At 33.9% G+C, this 19,979-nt stretch carries 16 protein-coding genes; 12 read left to right on the forward strand and 4 right to left on the reverse strand.

Annotated elements, in window-relative coordinates; all coding sequences use genetic code 11:
- Positions 1-16 precede the first annotated feature (16 nt).
- A complete protein-coding gene (locus AC1RP1_RS00995) occupies positions 17-874 on the reverse strand; it encodes a DegV family protein (protein WP_481760983.1) in 858 nt (285 codons plus the stop codon).
- A complete protein-coding gene (locus AC1RP1_RS01000) occupies positions 875-1,396 on the reverse strand; it encodes a DUF1836 domain-containing protein (RefSeq protein WP_481760982.1) in 522 nt (173 codons plus the stop codon).
- Positions 1,397-1,558: 162 nt separating this feature from the next.
- Between AC1RP1_RS01000 and AC1RP1_RS01005 the strand changes: the two genes are divergently transcribed.
- Positions 1,559-2,977: a C69 family dipeptidase gene (locus AC1RP1_RS01005; protein ID WP_481760981.1), complete on the forward strand. Its 1,419-nt coding sequence runs from the start codon at positions 1,559-1,561 to the stop codon at positions 2,975-2,977.
- Positions 2,978-3,144: 167 nt separating this feature from the next.
- On the opposite strand, the gene AC1RP1_RS01010 is transcribed toward AC1RP1_RS01005, so the two are convergent.
- Positions 3,145-3,855 carry a GntR family transcriptional regulator gene (locus AC1RP1_RS01010; RefSeq protein ID WP_481760980.1) on the reverse strand — a complete coding sequence of 237 codons (711 nt, stop codon included), beginning with the start codon at positions 3,853-3,855 and terminating at the stop codon, positions 3,145-3,147.
- A 362-nt stretch (positions 3,856-4,217) separates the two neighbouring features.
- Between AC1RP1_RS01010 and AC1RP1_RS01015 the strand changes: the two genes are divergently transcribed.
- The 5 genes from AC1RP1_RS01015 (at position 4,218) to AC1RP1_RS01035 (ending at position 8,730) form a co-directional block, all read left to right on the forward strand.
- Positions 4,218-5,600 (forward strand): glycoside hydrolase family 1 protein, encoded by a 1,383-nt coding sequence (locus AC1RP1_RS01015; RefSeq protein ID WP_481760979.1) that lies wholly within the window; start codon positions 4,218-4,220, stop codon positions 5,598-5,600.
- Positions 5,600-7,048, forward strand: coding sequence for a PTS sugar transporter subunit IIC (locus tag AC1RP1_RS01020; RefSeq protein WP_481760978.1), 1,449 nt, complete (start codon positions 5,600-5,602; stop codon positions 7,046-7,048). The genes AC1RP1_RS01015 and AC1RP1_RS01020 overlap by 1 nt, the downstream gene beginning before the upstream one ends.
- 15 nt (positions 7,049-7,063) lie before the next feature.
- Positions 7,064-7,384, forward strand: coding sequence for a PTS sugar transporter subunit IIB (locus AC1RP1_RS01025; RefSeq protein WP_481760977.1), 321 nt, complete (start codon positions 7,064-7,066; stop codon positions 7,382-7,384).
- Positions 7,385-7,414: 30 nt separating this feature from the next.
- Positions 7,415-7,738 (forward strand): PTS lactose/cellobiose transporter subunit IIA, encoded by a 324-nt coding sequence (locus AC1RP1_RS01030; RefSeq protein ID WP_481760976.1) that lies wholly within the window; start codon positions 7,415-7,417, stop codon positions 7,736-7,738.
- A gap of 110 nt (positions 7,739-7,848) precedes the next feature.
- Entirely contained in the window at positions 7,849-8,730 is an 882-nt protein-coding gene (locus AC1RP1_RS01035; protein WP_481760975.1) for an ROK family protein, read from the forward strand.
- 78 nt (positions 8,731-8,808) lie between these two features.
- Here the strand turns inward: AC1RP1_RS01035 and AC1RP1_RS01040 are convergent, their stop codons facing one another.
- Positions 8,809-9,696 (reverse strand): phosphate ABC transporter substrate-binding protein PstS family protein, encoded by an 888-nt coding sequence (locus tag AC1RP1_RS01040; RefSeq protein WP_481760974.1) that lies wholly within the window; start codon positions 9,694-9,696, stop codon positions 8,809-8,811.
- Between the two features lie 261 nt (positions 9,697-9,957).
- Here AC1RP1_RS01040 and AC1RP1_RS01045 point away from each other — a divergent pair, with 261 nt between their 5' ends.
- The 6 genes from AC1RP1_RS01045 (at position 9,958) to AC1RP1_RS01070 (ending at position 19,865) form a co-directional block, all read left to right on the forward strand.
- Positions 9,958-11,925 (forward strand): ABC transporter ATP-binding protein/permease, encoded by a 1,968-nt coding sequence (locus AC1RP1_RS01045; protein ID WP_481761143.1) that lies wholly within the window; start codon positions 9,958-9,960, stop codon positions 11,923-11,925.
- A gap of 88 nt (positions 11,926-12,013) precedes the next feature.
- Positions 12,014-12,694, forward strand: coding sequence for a TetR/AcrR family transcriptional regulator (locus AC1RP1_RS01050; RefSeq protein WP_481760973.1), 681 nt, complete (start codon positions 12,014-12,016; stop codon positions 12,692-12,694).
- A gap of 6 nt (positions 12,695-12,700) precedes the next feature.
- Complete coding sequence (locus AC1RP1_RS01055) at positions 12,701-14,440, forward strand: ABC transporter ATP-binding protein (RefSeq protein ID WP_481760972.1); 1,740 nt, start codon at positions 12,701-12,703, stop codon at positions 14,438-14,440.
- The gene (locus AC1RP1_RS01060) at positions 14,440-16,323 is read left to right on the forward strand and encodes an ABC transporter ATP-binding protein (protein WP_481760971.1); all 1,884 of its coding nucleotides are present in this window, start codon (positions 14,440-14,442) and stop codon (positions 16,321-16,323) included. The genes AC1RP1_RS01055 and AC1RP1_RS01060 overlap by 1 nt, the downstream gene beginning before the upstream one ends.
- A 182-nt stretch (positions 16,324-16,505) precedes the next feature.
- Positions 16,506-18,299: a translation elongation factor 4 gene (gene lepA / locus AC1RP1_RS01065; RefSeq protein WP_481760970.1), complete on the forward strand. Its 1,794-nt coding sequence runs from the start codon at positions 16,506-16,508 to the stop codon at positions 18,297-18,299.
- Between the two features lie 21 nt (positions 18,300-18,320).
- Positions 18,321-19,865 carry an ABC-F family ATP-binding cassette domain-containing protein gene (locus tag AC1RP1_RS01070; RefSeq protein ID WP_481760969.1) on the forward strand — a complete coding sequence of 515 codons (1,545 nt, stop codon included), beginning with the start codon at positions 18,321-18,323 and terminating at the stop codon, positions 19,863-19,865.
- Positions 19,866-19,979 lie beyond the last annotated feature (114 nt).

The raw sequence follows: 19,979 nt of genomic DNA on the forward strand, positions 1-19,979 counted from the left end.
GTTTGCTTCTTTATTTTTAGTCTAAAATTTCAACACCAATACCGATAACACCAGGGCCAGCATGAACACCAAGAGCAGGTGATGCATCGCCAAAGTAAAAATGTTCAGCATTTGGATACTTAGTTTTTAAGGTTTCGAAGATACTTGCTGCTAAAGGCTCATTATTACCATATGCAACGGCTATATCGAAATGAAGAGAATCGCCAATCTTATCATCAACGAGTGATAATAATTTTTTTAGTGCAGCTTTTTCGCCTCGAGCTTTTGCAATAGGATAATAAATACCATTTTCATCACATGAAATAATTGGTTTGATGTTTAAGAGATTCCCCATAAGACCAGAGACACGTCCAATACGGCCACCAACTTGAAGATAGTGTAGGGTTGGTAAATAGAAAAAGACACTACTTCTATCAACCGCTAGTTGAACCTTTGTGACAATTTCGTCAAAATAATTGCCTTCTTTAATTAAGTTTGATGCTAAAATACCAGCTAATCCACCACCAATACCAACATTTTTTGTATCGATGACTTCAACAGTTAATGATGATAATTTGGCGAATGTTTTAATTGAATTATAAGTACCAGACAAACCGCTTGAGATCGTTGTTGCAATAACATGTGTATAGCCATCGGCTTTAATTTGGTCAAAAACGTCGTTAATTGAGCCACCTGAAGGCGTTGCGGTTGTTGGAATCTCAGTCTCCATACGTTCATAAACTTCCGCAGGTGAGATAGAGATACGATCTAAGTAAGTTGCATCACTGAATGTAATTAAAATAGGGACCATATAAATATGTTCCTGTTCCATAAATTCTTTAGGAATATCCGAACCTGAATCTACTAATACTGCTATTTTTTCTTTACTCATCATTTAATTGGCCTCCTTCATTAATATAACTAATTTTTCACTGATAATATGATTAATCACGGCACTTGCAGCCGTTCGTTGTTCTAATTCAATGATTGTTGTTTCAGTCGTGACGGGCTTTAAGTTGGTATCAAAGGTTAAAGATTTAAGTTGTTCGTTAAAAATTAAAGCGAAGTTCATGTAAGCATCTTCAGATGAGTTATCGACTAAAATTTGGTCGATACCATTCTTGATAACATCTAACGGAAAAGCAGATTTTAAAACAGTAATAACAATGATTGCTGCTAAATGTTCCTTGCGATATCTTTTTTTGATGGGTTTAAACATAACTTCTTTTTTTACGTAATTATTGACCATTGTAGGTGTTACAGGCATTAAGTGTAATGGCTCTAAGTATTGATTAACAAGTTTCACGGATTGATCCATATAAAGGTCTAATTCCGGGAAATCTTGCCAATCAGGTAATGTAATTTTCTTTAAGCTATCTAGCCAATTTAAAAAAGATGATGGAACTTTTTGGCTCAAATGATAACCCCCCTTAACGTAATATCTTTATATTAGCATTTACATCTAGAGTTGTAAACTAGATTTAACTGTTTCTTAAAGTATATAAAAATAGCATGTTTATATGAAGATAAAAGTTGTACACTATAAGGGTATTTAATAATGAGAAGGAGTGAATTATTTATGATGGAACAAGCATGTACAACAATTTTAGTTGGTAAGAAGGCCACAATTGATGGCTCAACGATGATTGCTAGAAATGATGATACGTTTTTGCCTATTACACCACAACGATTCTTGATGTACCCTGCAGTAACCGGACGTCATGAAACGTTAACTTCGAATAAAAATGGGTTTACTGCACCATTACCAGAAAATGGGTATCGCTGGACAGCAACACCTAATGTTGAGGTATCCAGCAAAGGTGTCTTTGATGAAAGTAGTATTAATGAAAAAAATGTTGCAATGAGCGCAACAGAAAGTGTCTATGCGAATGAACGTGTTTTAGCATACGATCCTTTAATTAAAAATGGTTTAGCAGAAGATTCATTACAAACAATGGTTGCACCTTATATTAAATCAGCAAAACATGGTGTTGAATATTTAGGGGCTTTAATTACAAAATACGGTTCACCTGAAGGAAATGGTGTCTTATTTAGTGATAAAAATGATGTTTGGTACATGGAAATTGTTACCGGACATCACTGGATTGCACAACGTATTCCAGATGATGCTTATGCTGTTGCAGCTAATCAAGTTGCTATTCAAGAAATTGATTTTGATAATACAGATAACTTTATGTGGTCAGACGGTATCCGTGAATATGTAGAAGAGCATCATTTAAACCCTGATAAAACAGGCTGGAACTTCCGTCATATTTTTGGAACAGACACAGAAAAAGATCGTCATTACAACACACCTCGTGTCTGGTATGGTCAACGTTGTTTGAATCCAGAAATTAAGCAAGAACCAACTTCAAGTGAATTACCATTCATTTGTTACGCAAATAAAAAAATCAGTGTTGAAGATGTGACTGCTATTTTAGGTTCACATTACAATGAAACACAATATGATCCATTTGGTCATGGTGCTGATGAAGATCGTTTACGATTCCGTCCTATTTCAATGAATAGAACACAAAATGCACACGTTCTTCAATTGAGAAATAATGTTGATGATGCACATTCTGCATTAATGTGGATCTGTTTAGGTGTTCCAGCATTTGCACCATTTGTGCCATTCTACACGAATGCAACAGACACAGACCCAAGTTACAGCGAAACACCGTTAACACTAGATATGAATAGTGCTTATTGGATGTATCGTACGGTTTCGATGTTAACAGAATCACATTATTCTCATTTTATTCAAGAAAATGTTGATTACTTAAAGGCATGTCGTCAACAGTTGAAGACGATGGTTGCTGATATTGATGCAGCATCTACAGATATGAGTGGGGATGAATTAACAAACTACCTCACACAACAAAATTACGCAATTGTTGCTGATATGCGTGAAAGAACGATGAACATGATTGGTCAATTCATTACTGAAGGATTAACATTATCTAAATTAACATTTAACATGGATGCTAATTTATAAAAATAATATTTAACATGGATGCTAATTTATAAAAATAATATTTAAATACTTTGTACGCAAAAAGGCGTAATTCCAATATAACTTTGGAATTATGCCTTTTTGCGTACCCACATATATTAAGTACAGATAATTATTTTTAATGTAAGTTAGTTCATAAGTGTGCCAGTTTAATTTGATTCAAAAACAAAATAAGAGCGTTTATTAAATTCATTTCTTGATTTTGAGTACTCGATGGCGTGACCATTCACAAGCCAAACAATTTGTTCTACTTCTAATATTGGCGTTTGTTCAACAACGTTTAAATAATTGATATCTAATTCAGTGGCTTGTCTGGCTTGTATTTTTCTAGACATACCTGACATATTTAACCCTAACGTATTTTTAATATAACTATATATGGAAGTTTCCAGTACGGATTTTGATAAACCTGGAACTAATTTAACAGGCATGTACGTATCTTCCAAGATGAAAGGATTTCCATCTAAAAGTCGGAGTCTAATAATATGGTATGTTGGCTCTTCTGCACTAATATTTAAATGAGTTTGAACCTCTTTTTGAGGGAATACAACTTCAAACTTAATGACGTGACTTGTTATTCTGTCCCGTCCTTCTTGTTTACTTAATCCATCAAAATTATCTGCCGGTGCATCAACGCTATTGATAAGAGTCGAGGGACCTATAACAACTGTTCCAAAACCAGATTTTTTTAATATAAATCCTTCTCGTGCTAAGTCATCTAACGCCTTCTTTAAGGTTATTGAACTGACATCGAAGCTAGCAGATAATACTTTTTGATCAGGTAAAATGCTACCTTTTGGATATATATTAGAAAGTATTCGTTCCCGAATTATATTTTTAACTAACTCATATTTTTTCATAAATCCCTGTTCCCCCATAGATTTTAATGTCAAATTTAGTATTATTTAAACTTTAGGTGCGATTTTAAAAAGTATATTACTCTGCTTATTAAAAATTAGATCTCAAAAAAAATAGGTATGATGTAACTATTTTAGAATTAGAGAATATTGTACCGATATTTAGTATGACTAATTAATCGGTTAATACCGAATTATAACACTCAACTACCCTCTTTTCTATATAAGTGATAGCCAGAGTTTAATAAAACATATATCTTTTGTATAACAAAAGTATTGTTTTATTATACAAAAGATATATAATAGTAAATGAAAGCGATTTCTTAGTTAAAAAATAATTTATTAGAAGAAGGGTTGATTGATATATGATAAATGAAAATAAGATGCCTAAAGGTTTTTATTGGGGTAATTCTGTATCAAGTATGCAGACAGAAGGAGCATGGCAGGCAGATGGTAAAGGGCTATCAGTTTATGATATCCGTGACTCAGATAAAGGTGTATCCGATTGGCACGATGCGATTGATGAGTTTAACAGATATGAAGAAGATTTGGATTTAATTGCAGATATGAATATGAATATGTATCGCATTCAGATATCGTGGACTCGAATAGTACCTGATGGTGATGGAACTATCAACGAGAAAGGTTTTGAGTATTATGACCGATTAATTGATGGGATGATTAAGCGTGGTATTGAGCCAATGGTTTGTCTCTATCACTTTGACATGCCGTTAGCGTTGGCCCAAAAGCAAAGTGGATTTCTATCTCGTAAAACTGTTGATGCTTTTGTTAGGTTTGGGAAAGTCGTTATTGATCATTTTTCAGACAGAGTTAAATATTGGATTACATTTAATGAACATAATCTATACTTCACTGATGAAACATTTCATATTTCTGGATATACCAAGACGGAAAAAACAATTGACGATATGTATACCATATTCCATCATACGATGATAGCTCACGCACAAATTGCACAATATATTCATGAACAATATAAAGAACTTAAGATTGGAGGTATGTTGGCATATACACCAGTTTATCCAGCAACGACTAATCCAAAAGATTCTTTTGCAGTAAGAAAACAAAATGAATTTATTTATGAAAATCTAAATTCGTTATTTGTCGGACAATCATATTCTCCTGAAGTACTTAAATATATAGAAGTGAATAATATTCAAATGGATTTTAAAGATAGAGATAAGCAATATTTAAATAAAATTAAATCTGATTTCATTTCCTTTAGTTACTATCGCACAATGGTCATGGATGCTGATAAAATTCCAAGTGACGAGGCACCAAATAGATATATGAATTATAGTGTAGAAGAAAATACTTATTTATCTAGTAGTGAGTGGTCATGGAATATTGATCCCTTAGGATTCCGAAATGTAATTACAGATTTGCATAATCGTTATAGATTACCTGTATTTCCAATTGAAAATGGAATTGGCATCAAGGAGCACAGGGACAGCACAAATATAATCCAAGATGATGCTCGAATTGAATATCATAAAAGTCATATTAAGGCTATGAAGGATGCAATGTTTATTGATGGTGCTCAAGTTGTGGGCTATCTGGGTTGGGGATTAATTGATATTCCTAGTTCACATGGTGACATGGAGAAAAGATATGGTGCAGTTTTTGTTGATAGAACAAATCATGATTTGAAAGATATGAAGAGAGTTCCAAAAAAATCATATTATTGGTTTAAGGATATCTTAGAAGAGAATGGAGAAAAAATATAATGGAAAATAAAACTGAAAATAAAGCAAACACGTTCATTACGAATAAGTTATTACCTATAATTATGAAATTTGTGAATACAAAACCTATAAGGGCTCTGCAAGATGGAATGGTATACGCATTACCTTTTATTATTATAGGATCCATATTTTTAATTTTGTCCAATTTCCCGGTGCCAAGTGTTGCAGATGCGCTTAAAGATTCAGGTTGGTCAGCATTTTTCACACAAGCATATACAACAACATTTGGTATTTTATCTATCTGGGCGGTAGTTGGTATCGCGTACGTATATGTTCGTAATGAGGGATATGAGGCATTACCCGCTGCATTGACAGCATTATCATCTTTCTTGATGTTACAGATGCTCCAAGTGGCCGCACCTTTAGCCGGAGTAATGGGTAAAAATGGAGCAGGTATTGTTAACAGTGCTGGTAAAGAGGTCCTAAGTGGTTCTGCAATAACAGAAAATATAGACAAATTACCTCATTCGCTTCAATCATTCATGCAGTCGCCAGTTAATGGTGTAATTAACATTAGTTGGTTGAGCGGTCAAGGAATGGTGGCTGCAATTATTGTAGGTATTTTGGTAGGTTGGGCATATACAAAAATGATTAAAGCTGGTTGGAAAATAACACTCCCAGAACAAGTGCCAACTAGTGTTGCTAATCAATTTACTGCCATGATTCCATCTGGTGTTATATTAACTGTTACTATGTTAATCTTTGCTTTAATTAAGACAGTGTTAAATACAGATATGTTAAATCTCATTTATAAGATGTTAGCAGCACCTATGCAAGGACTATCAGATTCATTAATTGGGGCTATATTGATTGCCTTCTTAGTATCATTCTTTTGGTTCTTTGGTGTTCACGGAGGACTGATTGTCGGTGGAATTGCAGGAGCCTTCTTAATTCCTAATACTTCTGGAAACGCTGCTTTATATCAAGCTGGTAAATTATCGTTAGGTAACGGGGCACATATTGTTACTAATGAATTTTATAATAATTTTATTAACTTGACGGGATCTGGAATAACCATCGGACTAGTTATTTTCACACTAGTTGCAGCTAAATCTGTTCAGCTTAAAACAATCGGTAAAATTGAGCTTATTCCAGCTATTTTTAATATTAATGAGCCTTTTCTTTTCGGATTACCTTTAGTTATGAATCCATTTTTAGCTATACCATTTTTCATGGTACCAGTTATTGTAGCAATCTCTACTTATGGGGTAATTTATTTCGGAATTGTACCACCTTTAAATGGTGTTGCGGCACCTTGGACAACGCCAGCAGTTATTTCAGGATTTTTAATTGGAGGTTGGAAGATGGCCTTATGGCAAGCGGTAACGTTAGTAATATCAGCTGTCGGATACTATCCATTCGCTAAAAAATATGATCAATATTTATGTAATCAAGAACAAGAGCAAGAATTAAATAATAAAGCAGAGTGAAAGGAATAAAAAATCATGGAGAAAAAAATTATTATGTTAGCTTGTTCAGCTGGTATGTCTACATCTCTACTAGTATCAAAAATGCAGGCGGCAGCTTCTAAGCAGAAAAAAGATTATGAAATATTTGCAACATCAACATCAGATGTAGACCATCAAATTGAAAGTGTTCATCCGGATGTATTGTTATTAGGGCCACAGGTCAGTTATATGAAGGAAGAAATTAAAAGTAAAACTGATGCTGCTGGAATTCCTATGGACGTCATTGATATGCTAGATTATGGGATGATGAACGGTGAAAAAGTATTACAAACAGCAGTAAATTTAATTGCGGAATAAAATAAATTTAGTGAAATGGGGATGAAAAATATGAATGATAAAGATATGACTGTAATAATGGGAATTATTATGGAATCGGGGAATGCGAAGGGATTTGCCGCTCAAGCAATCCGCATGGCTGAGCAGTCTGATTTTTCTAAATCTGATGATTTTATGAACCAAGCACAAGAGGCGTTAACTAAGGTGCACAATATCCAAACTACTTTGTTAACAAAAGAGGCCAATGGTGAAAAAACGAAACTTAATTTGTATTTGATACATTCGCAAGATTGGCTAATGACGAGTATCTGTTATATTGATTTAGCTAAAGAAATTATAACTATGTATAAATCAATTAAAAAAAACGCCGTATAAAATGACGCATTATAGACGTGCTATGAGAACTTCTTTAATTTAATACGTTTATTAAAAATTATAATTATCAGATACTAAAAATATTAGTCGAATGACTGAAAAGGAGAACAATGGGAACTATATTAGCAATTGATATTGGTGGGACAACCGTAAAGTATGGAGAATGGAAAGAAAATCAGTTCATTTCACGTGGTAAGAGGGAGACCCCTGAGACGTGGAAAGATATGAAAACTTTAATTAAAAATTTATATAATAGTTGTCAGAACGCTGAAGGTATAGCCATTAGTTCTCCAGGATCAGTTGATACGGTAAATGGAATTATTCATGGGATTAGCGCCATCCCTTATATACACAATTTTCCGATTAGGGATGAGTTGGAACAATATTTAGGCGTACCAGTTTCTATACAAAACGATGCTAATTGTGCAGCATTAGCTGAGAATTGGATTGGAAACGCTAAAGATGTAGATGATTTTGTTTCTATTATCATTGGATCTGGAGTTGGTGGTTCTGTAATAATGAATAAAAAATTAAAGGCCGGAAGTAATCTATTTGGTGGCGAATTTGGGTACATGATTTTAGATGTAAATGATGATCGTACTTTCAGTGAGTTGGTTAGTCCAGTAAATCTTGCCAAACAGTATTCTTCAGAAAATAATCGTGAAATTAACGGAAAACAATTATTTGATTTATCTGACTCTGGTGATGATAAGGCATGCCAAATTGTAGATGATTTTTATAAACATTTAGCCGTAGGAGTGTTTAATCTACTTGTATCGTATGATCCTGACCTTGTTTTAATTGGAGGCGCTATATCTGAAAGACCTGGTTTGATTAAAACACTAAATAAATATATTAATCAATTAATCATTGCCAAACGTGCGGATGGCCTTAAGTATAATTTAAAAACATGTTATTTTTATGGAGATGCTAATATGATTGGCGCAATATACCAATATAAAACAAATTTCATAACCTTTAACACTATTTAAATATAAAAAAGCTCATAATTATTAGATTTAGATCTAATAATTATGAGCTTTTTGTATTGAATGTTCTATTTTTTACAGCTATTTATTAATTTCTTCAATAGTACCCTTAGCGTCTTTTTCAACTTTCATATCTGAAATTGAGATATAACCTAATTTCTTGATTAAGCCGTTTTGAATTTTGTCTGATTGAATATAACCAATAAATTTAGCTGTTGCGTAGTTAGGAGAACCTTTAGTATACATATGTTCGTATGACCAAATTTTCCAATTGTTTGTTTCAACATTTTTTGATGTTGGTTTAACGTTATCAATAGATAATGCTTGGATGTTATCTTTTAAGTACGAGAATGCTAAGTAGCTGATGGCACCTGGTGTTGAAGATACCATTTTTTGAACTGTACCGTTTGAATCTTGTTCTTGTGTTTGTTTAGCTGTTTTATTTGGAAGGATACTACTATCAAATACGGTACGTGTACCCGAACCAGAAGCACGATTAATGACAACAATCGCTTGGTCTGCTCCGCCAAGTTCTTTCCAGTTTGTTGTCTTACCTAAGAAAATGTTAGCAAGTTGTGCTTTTGAGAGGTTAGTTACTTTTGTATCTTTGTTGACAACAGGTGCAATACCAACAACGGCAACTTTGTGATCAACAATCTTTTTAGCATCTACGCCGTCTTTTTGTTCTGCAAAAATGTCAGAATTACCAACGGTAACAGCACCTGTAGAAACTTGGCTTAAACCAGTACCTGAGCCACCACCTTGCACGCCAATTGTTAAACCTGAATTATCTGCTTGATAGGTTTCAGCTGCTTGTTCAACTAAAGGTTGTAAAGCAGTTGATCCAACAATAGTAATTTTACCTGTAATTTTTGATGAATCATCTGAAGAAGATGATGATTTACCACATCCTGCCAACAATAAAAGACCCATTGCTGCTATCGAAATAATTGCTGTTTTCTTTCTCATAATTAACTTCCCCTTTTATTTTGTATTCGTATTTAAGAACAACTTCATAATATCAGTTAAATGTTATGGTTCTGTATGAATCGTGTAATGATTTACACCTGAAATTGTAAAGAATGGGTAAAGGTGGAGCGAAATACTTTGCTTTTGTGAGTGTGATTATCTATAATAAAAACCAGCTCATTATGACAGTCTGTCATAAAAACGGAAATAGGGGGAGACAAATTGATTCTAGAAATAAAAAACGTTTCAAAAACGTATAATATGGCTGGTGGTACGACATTCAAGGCTTTAAAAGACATTAATGCTTCTTTTGACAAAGGAGAATTAGTTTCAATAGTTGGTGAATCCGGAAGTGGTAAATCAACATTAATGAACTTAATAGGTGGATTGGATTCAAATTTTGATGGCGAAATTACGTATAATGGTGAAAATATTGGTGATTTTTCTGAAAAAGAACTTGTTAACTTTCATAAGAAGAGTATTGGATTCATTTTTCAAAATTTTAATTTAATTCCTCATTTAAGTTTGATTGATAACGTTGCTATGGCAATGACGCTTTCAAATGTTGATAAATCAGTACGTGTCAAACGTGCTAAAAAATTATTAACAGACGTTGGGTTACAAGATCATATGACAAAGAAGCCAGATCAAATATCTGGTGGGCAAAAACAACGTGTTGCTATTGCACGTGCCTTAATGAATGATCCTGATGTCATTATTGCTGATGAACCAACAGGTGCTTTGGATTCAGAGACAACTGATGCTGTCTTAGAAATTATCAAAGATATCGCAAAGCGTGGTAAATTAGTTTTAATGGTTACTCATTCAGATCGCGTTGCGGCATATTCAAGTCGTGTTGTACGAATTGATAATGGTGCAATTATTTCTGATTCCGAACAAGAACAATTAGAGTTGCATACTAATGAAGATGAATTTAAAGGCGAAACGCCTAAGAATTTAAGTCTATGGTCTGCAATTCGATTAGCTGCACTTAATATGAAAGCTAAATTTTCTCGTAATTTACTTGTTGCTATTGGCTCAAGTATTGGGATTATGTCTGTTGTTTTAATGTTATCGCTTGGAAAAGGGGTAACAAGTTATATAAAGGATACGATGACTAGCTACGTGAATCCCAATGTGACTGAAGTTCATATGAAGGCAAAAACAAGTTCTTCAAGTAGTAGTTCTAAAACAGCAACACCAGCTGCTGGTTCTCAAGCCCAAGCAGCGCAAGCTAAAGAACAACAAAGTCAAATGGCTGCAATTACTGGTCAGACAGGATCATTTTCTAAAAAAGATATTAATAAGTTAACAAATATTAAACATGTGAATGAGCTACAAAAGGGTTATACAGCAATTTCACTAGGTACAAATACAGTTTCATATAAGGATAAAAAAGCTAGTTTGATGCAGTTGGGTACAATGAACTCAGGTATTACAAAATCAAACATTACCAAGGGTACTAAACCAGGTAAGGATGGCATTTTATTAGATAAAACAACTGCAGATTCATTAGGCAAGAACATTGTTGGTAAACAAGTTAAAATTGCGATTGTTTATAACGAAAAAACGATTAAGAAAACGTTCAAAGTTGCCGGAATTTATGAAGCATCTGGAAGTAGCAGTTCAAGCAGTTTAGTTTACTTGAATTACGCTGACTTACAACAATTAGTTGAAGATAATAATGAAACAATTAAACCAAATGTTGTTTATCTTCATACAAACGATAAGGCTAATACGGCAGGTATAAAAGCTAAAGTTAAATCATTGGGTTACACAGGTTCAATTCAAGAAAAAATGTCAGAAATGTTTACTCAAATGTTAGATATTTTGACAGACGTTTTAACGGCCGTAGCTGCGATATCATTGCTCGTTTCTGCAATTATGATATTAGTGGTTCTAAATATATCTGTTGTTGAAAGAACAAAAGAAATCGGTGTTATGAAAGCTTTAGGAGCACGTCGTAAGGATATTCGCCGTATATTTGTTTCCGAAGCGTTCCTAATTGGATTAGCATCTGGCTTAATTGGTGTTGGCGTAACGTATATTTTAGCCTTTGGGTTAAATGCATTCTCAGTTGCAACATTCGATGTTACGATTGTTAAAGTTACAGCTAGTTATGTATTCTCTGGTATTTTAATCAGTGTCTTGATTAGTATGGTTGCTAGTTTCTTACCAGCAAACAGAGCATCAAAACTTGATCCAGTTGAATCTTTAAGAAAAGAATAAGTAAATAAAGTTGCATTTTTAAATAAAGACTAGTAACATGACAAGTTGTCACATGACAGCTTGTCATTTTTTGTATAAAGGAGAAAATATGCCTAAAAAAACGTATTTTAATTTAGATGAAGATAAGCAACAACGGATATTGGATGCTGCTAAAGAAGAGTTCTCAAGAGTACCCCTGTTTGAAGCATCAATTAGTAATATCATAAAAATTGCAGATATTCCGCGAGGGAGTTTTTACCAATATTTCGAAAATAAAGAAGATTTATACTTTTATTATTTTGATACTATTCGACAGAATCAAACTAAAAGATTTGGTGAATTATTAAAACGAAATCAAGGTGATGTCGTGACGACTATGAAGACCTTTTTTTCAGAAACGATTGCGAATACAGTGTCCGGAGAAGATGCTGCATTTTTTAAAAACGCCTTTGTCCGAATGGACTTTAAAATGAGTAGTCGGATGCAGCCACATCATCCTCACCACCCGCATCATAGTGGGAAACAGCCACATTTTGGTGGACCATTTCATCAAAATTTAAAAGCAGATTTTGATATTATGAGTGAAATTGATCGGTCTTTACTAACCATTTCCTCAGATGAAGAAATTAGTTTACTTATGTTTTCTTTAATGAGTCCATTTATGAAAACTATTAATGATTATTTTTCAAAACAAAGAGAAGGTATTGAAATACCTGTTGAAGAGTTACAAAAAGAATATGAAACAATGGCTAACTGGGTAGCTATTGGTGTTTCAAAAAGGAAGGAATAAAAATAAATGATAAAAGTAATGAAAAATCGCGTTAGCGTTTGGGCAATGTTTGGTGCATTTATATTTATGATTGTCCAAGTTATCTGCGATTTATATTTACCAACATTAACATCAGACATGATTAATAAAGGTGTCTCACAAGGCGATGTTGCGTATATCTGGCAGGTGGGTTATGTCATGTTAGGCGTAGCAGCTATTGGTATTGTTGCGGCAGTTGGTAATGTCTTTATCGCTTCACGCTTAGCGCAAAAATTAGGACTTAGATTAAGAAGTCATATTTACAAAAAAGTACTTAATTTTTCAAGTCATGAATTTGATCAAATTGGAAATTCAAGTTTAATTACAAGAACATCAACTGATGTTCTACAAATTCAAAACGTTACCGTTATGATGTTAAGAATGATGATCCAAGCGCCTATTATGTTGATTGGTGCTAGTATTTTAGCTTATAACAAACAAAAAGAATTAACCGTGATTTTTTTAGTAGCTGTTCCAATTTTAATTATATTAATTGCTTCAGTTATGTATTTTGCAGTGCCGCTGTTCAAAACGTTACAAAAAAGAATTGATCATATTAATCTTGTCTTTCGTGAAGGTTTAACAGGTGTTCGTGTTATTCGCGCATTTAACCAAGATAAATATGAACAAAATCGTTTTGATCGTGTGAATAAAGAATATACAGATAATGCCCGTAAAGTATTTTCAATTACGGCGCTAATGTTCCCCATGATGACTTTAGTTCTTAGTGCAACCAATATCGCAATTATCTGGTATGGTGGTCATTTAATTGGAGATATGTCGATGCAAGTGGGTAATCTAGTTGCGTTTATGACGTATGCAATGCAAATTTTATCAAGTTTTATGATGTTATCGATGGTATTTGTCATGTTACCTCGTGCGCAAGCTGCTGCAGCACGTATCAACGAAGTTTTAGATACGAAGAATTCGATAAAAGACCAACCTGATGCAATTACAGTTGATCGTAGTAAAGTAGGAGCAAGTCAATTGTCATTTGATAAAGTTAATTTCCGGTATACGGGTGCTGAAAAAGAAGCCCTAACAGATATTAACTTTGAAGCAAAGGCGGGTCAAACGATTGCGATTATTGGTGGTACTGGATCTGGTAAGTCAACGTTAATTAATTTAATTCCACGATTGTTTGATGTTGAGTCGGGCGATATTAAAATTGATGGTAAATCAATTTATGAGTTAACCCAAGTAAGCTTACACGACCAAATTTCTCTTGTTCAACAAAAGACAGTTCTTTTTAGAGGAACAATCCGAAGTAATCTACAGTTTGGAAATGAAACGGCAACAGATGATGAGTTGTGGCATGCGCTAGAAATAGCACAAGCTAAATCGTTTGTTGAAGAATCAGCGGATGGCTTAGACGGCATAGTTGAACAAGGTGGAGATAACTTCTCTGGTGGCCAAAAGCAACGACTTGCAATTGCAAGAGCATTAGTTAAAAAAGCTTCTGTTTACTTGTTTGATGATTCATTCTCAGCGCTTGATTTTAAAACAGATGCTAAATTACGTGGCTCACTTAAAACGGATGAAAGCATCAAAGATAGTGTTGTCGTAATTGTGGCACAACGGATTTCTAGTGTGACAAGTGCCGATTTAATCTTAGTTATCGATGGTGGAAAAATCGTTGGTAAAGGGACTCATGAAGAATTGAAAGCCACGAATGAAACCTATCAAGAAATTATGCAGTCACAAATCAGAGAGGGGGATGCAGAGTAATGGCAGATAATAAGTCAAAACAAGCAACGCAACCTATGCGGGGCGGTCGAGGTGGACATGGCAATATTGGACGACCAGTTGAAAAGCCTAAGAACTTTTGGAAAACAATTGGGCGTTTAGCGAAATACATGTCACCATGGTTAATTTCAATAGGGATAGTATTAGTGCTAGCCATTATATCTGTAATTTTCCAGGCGGTTTCTCCTAAAATTTTAGGACGCGCAACAACCGAGATTTTCTCTGGGGTAACTAAAGGATTCACTCAAATGAAACAGGGGCAGAAAGTAACCTCGTTGCCAATTAATTTTGATGCAATTAAGAATATCTTACTTACAGTTGGTATTATGTATATTGCGTCTGCACTTTTCAGTTTTGTGCAGCAATTAATCATGACTAATATTTCTCAAAAAACGGTGTACGCACTTCGTAAAGATATTAAGGCTAAAATGGAACGCGTGCCTGTTTCTTACTACGATACACATCCAAATGGTGATATTATGTCTCGTGCTGTAAATGATGTGGATAACATTTCTGGAACGTTACAACAAAGTTTTACACAGTTAGTAACAAGTGTTGTGACCTTTGTCAGTGTTCTCTATATGATGTTTTCAATTAGTTGGCAATTAACGTTAATTGCTTTGATTATTGTTCCTTTGAGTTTGGTTGTTGTCTCATTAATTGCGCCTCGTTCGCAAAAGTTCTTTGCTGGACAACAAAAGAGTTTAGGACTTTTGAACAATCAAGTGGAAGAAACGTATGCGGGTCATACGGTTGTTAAGACTTTTAATAAAGAAGAAAAAAATATTGATATTTTTGAAAAACAGAATAATGATTATTATAAAAGTTCATGGAAAGCACAATTTATTTCTGGATTAATTATGCCAGCAATGAACTTTATTAAAAATATTGGCTATGTCTTTGTGGCAATTGTTGGTGGAATTAAGGTTTCACAAGGAACAATTACTTTAGGTAACGTCCAAGCCTTTTTACAATATGTGAACCAATTCTCACAACCAATCACTCAAATTGCCAACTTATCTAATACGATTCAAGCAACTGTAGCTTCTGCAGAACGAATTTTTGAAATCTTAGATGAAGAAGAATTGAAAGATGAAAGTAACGATGACTTACCAATTGCTGATAATGGTAATAAAATTTCCTTTGATCATGTTCAATTTGGTTACTCAGATAAGAAGCTTTTGATGACAGATTATAATTTGGATGTTAACGAAGGACAAAAGGTAGCAATTGTTGGACCTACAGGTGCTGGAAAGACAACGATTATTAACTTAATTGAACGCTTTTATGATGTCTCAGCGGGATCAATCCGACTAAATGGTGTCGATACTAAGAATTTGAAACGAGAAGATTTACGTAAGTCAATCTCGATGGTGCTTCAAGATACTTGGTTATTTACAGGTACTATTATGGAAAATATTCAATATGGTCGTGAAAATGCAACGGATGAAGAGGTTTATGCTGCAGCAAAAGCCGCTCATGTTGATACATTTGTTCGTCAATTACCAGATGGTTATCAAACTGTTCTGAATGAAGACGCTTCAAATATTTCACAAGGACAACGTCAATTGTTAACGATTGCTCGTGCATTTTTGGCTGACCCAGAAATTTTAATTTTAGATGAAGCAACGAGTTCAGTTGATACACGAACTGAAGTTTTGATTCAAAAAGCGATGGATACCTTATTAGATAGCCGAACAAGTTTCGTTGTGGCGCATCGTCTATCAACGATTCGTGATGCGGATAATATTATTGTAATGGATAATGGCTCAATTATTGAAACTGGAAATCATGATGCTTTGATTGCTAAAAACGGGTTTTATGCTGATTTATATAATAGCCAATTTGCAAACGGTACTATTTAAATTAAAAATAATGAGCTGAATTTGACCTTAGTTAAATTTGTGTTCATTATTTTTTCGTTTTTAAAATACTTGGGCATTCTTACCGGCTTTTAATCTTCTTCTTACGACGTTGATAATTTAGCGTATAATAAAAAAGACTCTAAAACAGTAGATGATTATTTAGAAAATGAGGTTTAATCATAATGAAACAATCACAAATTAGAAATTTTTCAATTATTGCCCATATTGATCATGGTAAATCAACTTTAGCTGATCGAATTATGGAAGAAACACAAACTGTCAGTGAACGTGAGATGTCTAGTCAATTGTTAGATTCAATGGCTGTTGAACAAGAACACGGGATTACAGTTAAATCACGAACGGTTCGTAGTTACTATACAGCTACTAATGGTGAAACTTACGAATATAATTTTATTGATACACCGGGACACGTTGATTTTTCATATGAAGTTTCGAAAAGTTTAGCTGCTAGTGATGGGGCTATTTTATTGGTGGACGCCACTCAAGGTGTGCAAGCACAGACGGTTGCAAATTACCGTTTAGCTAAAGAAAACAACTTAAAAATTATTCCAGTAATCAATAAGATTGATCATCCTAATGCTGATGTTGAAGAAACTAAAATTCAATTGATGGAATTAGCTGACGTTGATGAAGACGAAATGTTATTAATATCAGCTAAAACTGGGATTGGTGTTGATTTGGTTCTAGAGGCTATTAAAGACCGTATTCCAAAACCAATCGGTGATATTGAAGCACCACTTAAAGCATTAGTTTTTGATTCACATTTTGATGCATTTAAAGGAATTGTGGCTTATATTCGTGTCTTTGATGGTGAATTTAAAGCTAATAATTTACTTCGATTTATGCAACAAACGACTGATTTCCAAGTAGTAGAAGCAGGTATTTTTAAACCTGACATGGTGGCTGTTGATAGTCTACATGCCGGGGATGTTGGCTATGTTATTACAGGGCTAAAAGATCCTCAACTAGTTAAAATTGGGGATACGTTAACTTCTCAAAGTAACCCGACACCAGAAGCACTTCCTGGATATAAAGAATCAGAATCAATGGTTTTTGCTGGATTTTATCCTAAAGATAATAACTATAAAGAATTAAAATCAGCTATTCAAAAATTAGCTTTAAATGACTCATCTTTCCATTATAAAGAAGAAAAGTCAGATGCTTTAGGACTAGGATTTAGATGTGGATTCTTAGGGATGTTACATTTAAGTATTATTCGTGAACGTCTCGAAAAAGAATACCAATTAGGGGTGTTAACAACGACGCCTAATGTTACGTACCACGTTATTTTGAAAAATGGTAAAGAAGTTGTTGTTGATAATCCTGTCCAATTCCCTAATTTTTCTGAAATTGATCATGTTGAAGAACCATTTTTAGATGTTCATATGACCGTGCCAGATGAACAAGTGGGCGATATCATGAAATTAGCTGAAAAACGTAAAGGTATTTTCCAAGATATGTCATACAATTCTGGTCAAACTGAATTGAATTATGCGTTACCAACGTCTGAAATTGCCTATGATTTCTTCAATCAATTAAAATCATTATCACATGGCTATGCAACAATGGAAACGCAATTTAAAGGATATCAAACAGCAGACGTTGTTAAAATGGACGTTTTAGTTAACTATGCAACAGTCGATGCACTAGGGTTTGTTGTGCATAGACAAGATGCTGTGGAAATTGGTCAGAAATTAGTTGAGCAATTGAAATATTCAATTCCACGTAAATTATTCCCAATGCCAGTACAAGCAGTTATCGAAAATAAAGCTATTTCGCGTGCAAATGTACCGCCTCTTCGTAAGAGCGCAACAACAAGTAGTGATAAAAAGAATGCTGCCAAACAAGATATGCTACGCCGTCAAAGCGCTAATAAACGATTGGGCTCTAAGGCTGAAATGGAATTACCACAAGAAGTATTTAATGCAATATTGGAAGTTAACAATGATAACTAGTCTTTAGAAAGAAGGATTACAATGGGAGTTTTAGAAGTTCGCCAACTTTCCCATCAATTTGCGGATAAGCAATTATATGAGGATGCTCATTTTGAATTAAACACTGAGGATCATATGGGTATCATTGGTCAAAATGGTGCTGGTAAAAGTACATTAATCAAAATTATTACTGGACAAGAATTACCTGATGAAGGCGAAATCAAATGGAAAAAAAGTGCGACAATTGGCTATTTAGATCAATATGCTGAAGTTGCGGAAGGCATTACGGTTATTGAGTTTTTGAAGACAGCATTTCAACGTTTATATGATATTAGTGAAAAACAAACGCAGGCCTATACGGATTATGCTGAAAATATGGACGAGAAGTTGTTGGAAAAAGCGGGTAGATATCAAGAAGAACTTGAGGCAAAAAATTTTTATGATATCGATACAGAAATTGACCGTGTTCGAACTGGTTTAGGATTAGATGCAATTGAAAAAGACCATCAAGTTAGTGAATTAAGTGGTGGTCAGAGATCTAAGATTATCTTAGCTAAATTATTATTGGAAAATCCTGAAGTTATTTTATTAGATGAACCAACTAATTATTTAGATACGGAACATATTGATTGGTTAACTGAGTATTTAAATCAATTTGAAGGCTGTTTCATGGTTATTTCTCATGATTTTGAATTTTTACAAAATGTCACGAATACAATTATTGATGTTGCATTCGGTAAAATCACAAAATATCGTGGGAATTTTAAATCAGCTATTAAGCAAAAAGAAGCTAAAAAAGAAGCGCAACTAAAAGCTTTCCAGAAACAACGCCTTCAAATTGAAAAAGATGAGGCTTATATTCGAAAGAATAAAGCTGGAACGCGTGCCACAATGGCTAAGTCTAGACAAAAAAGATTAGATAAAATTGAGCGTGTGACACCGCCAAGTGATACTGTAAAAGGTAAATTTGATTTTCCTTATCTAGATACTGGATCCGCATCAACGCTTGCCGTTAAAAATTTATCAGTTGGTTATAAAACGCCATTACTATCACCAGTAACTTTTTCATTATCACATCAAGAAAAAGTTGTCTTAAAGGGATTTAACGGAATTGGTAAATCAACAATGATTAAGTCAATTTTGAAGTTAATTCCAACGTTTGGTGGAACTGCTGAATTTTCTGATTCTGTTGTTGTTAATTATTTTGATCAAGATTTAATTTGGGATAATAAAGAAATGACACCTCTTCAAATTATTCAAGATGAATACCCTGAATTGGAACCTAAAACGATTCGTCGCCGATTGGCTAAATCAGGGATTAATGCTGCGAATACAATGAAACCTATTAATATTTTGAGTGGTGGGGAACAAATGAAAGTTAAGTTGAGTTTAGTTGAATTGAAACCAAGTAACTTTTTAATTTTGGATGAACCAACTAATCACTTGGATGATGATACAAAAGACGCGCTACAAAAGGCAGTCCGACGTTTTCCTGGAAATGTTTTATTGGTCAGTCATGAAGCACCATTTTATGAATCTTGGATTGATAAAGTGTTTGATGTTGAAGCAATAAGAATTCAAAAATAGTGATAATAGCCTTGGAAAGTAATTTTCTAAGGCTATTTATCTGCACAAAAAAAGCACCAACCGAAGTTGATGCTTTCCTGTTATGGTACTTACCGAAGTAAATAGATTGTATGA

It is taken from the genome of Dellaglioa sp. CoH-56-MRSF-13, assembly GCF_056782095.1.

Excerpts from the sequence above, each read along its gene's own strand:
- AC1RP1_RS01010 (WP_481760980.1), bottom strand. The coding sequence starts at position 3,855 with ATGAAAAAATATGAGTTAGTTAAAAATATAATTCGGGAACGAATACTT.
- AC1RP1_RS01035 (WP_481760975.1), top strand. The coding sequence starts at position 7,849 with ATGGGAACTATATTAGCAATTGATATTGGTGGGACAACCGTAAAGTAT.
- AC1RP1_RS01015 (WP_481760979.1), top strand. The coding sequence starts at position 4,218 with ATGATAAATGAAAATAAGATGCCTAAAGGTTTTTATTGGGGTAATTCT.
- AC1RP1_RS00995 (WP_481760983.1), bottom strand. The coding sequence starts at position 874 with ATGATGAGTAAAGAAAAAATAGCAGTATTAGTAGATTCAGGTTCGGAT.
- AC1RP1_RS01025 (WP_481760977.1), top strand. The coding sequence starts at position 7,064 with ATGGAGAAAAAAATTATTATGTTAGCTTGTTCAGCTGGTATGTCTACA.
- AC1RP1_RS01045 (WP_481761143.1), top strand. The coding sequence starts at position 9,958 with ATGGCTGGTGGTACGACATTCAAGGCTTTAAAAGACATTAATGCTTCT.
- AC1RP1_RS01070 (WP_481760969.1), top strand. The coding sequence starts at position 18,321 with ATGGGAGTTTTAGAAGTTCGCCAACTTTCCCATCAATTTGCGGATAAG.
- AC1RP1_RS01040 (WP_481760974.1), bottom strand. The coding sequence starts at position 9,696 with ATGAGAAAGAAAACAGCAATTATTTCGATAGCAGCAATGGGTCTTTTA.
- AC1RP1_RS01050 (WP_481760973.1), top strand. The coding sequence starts at position 12,014 with ATGCCTAAAAAAACGTATTTTAATTTAGATGAAGATAAGCAACAACGG.
- AC1RP1_RS01020 (WP_481760978.1), top strand. The coding sequence starts at position 5,600 with ATGGAAAATAAAACTGAAAATAAAGCAAACACGTTCATTACGAATAAG.
- AC1RP1_RS01030 (WP_481760976.1), top strand. The coding sequence starts at position 7,415 with ATGAATGATAAAGATATGACTGTAATAATGGGAATTATTATGGAATCG.
- lepA (WP_481760970.1), top strand. The coding sequence starts at position 16,506 with ATGAAACAATCACAAATTAGAAATTTTTCAATTATTGCCCATATTGAT.
- AC1RP1_RS01005 (WP_481760981.1), top strand. The coding sequence starts at position 1,559 with ATGATGGAACAAGCATGTACAACAATTTTAGTTGGTAAGAAGGCCACA.
- AC1RP1_RS01060 (WP_481760971.1), top strand. The coding sequence starts at position 14,440 with ATGGCAGATAATAAGTCAAAACAAGCAACGCAACCTATGCGGGGCGGT.
- AC1RP1_RS01055 (WP_481760972.1), top strand. The coding sequence starts at position 12,701 with ATGATAAAAGTAATGAAAAATCGCGTTAGCGTTTGGGCAATGTTTGGT.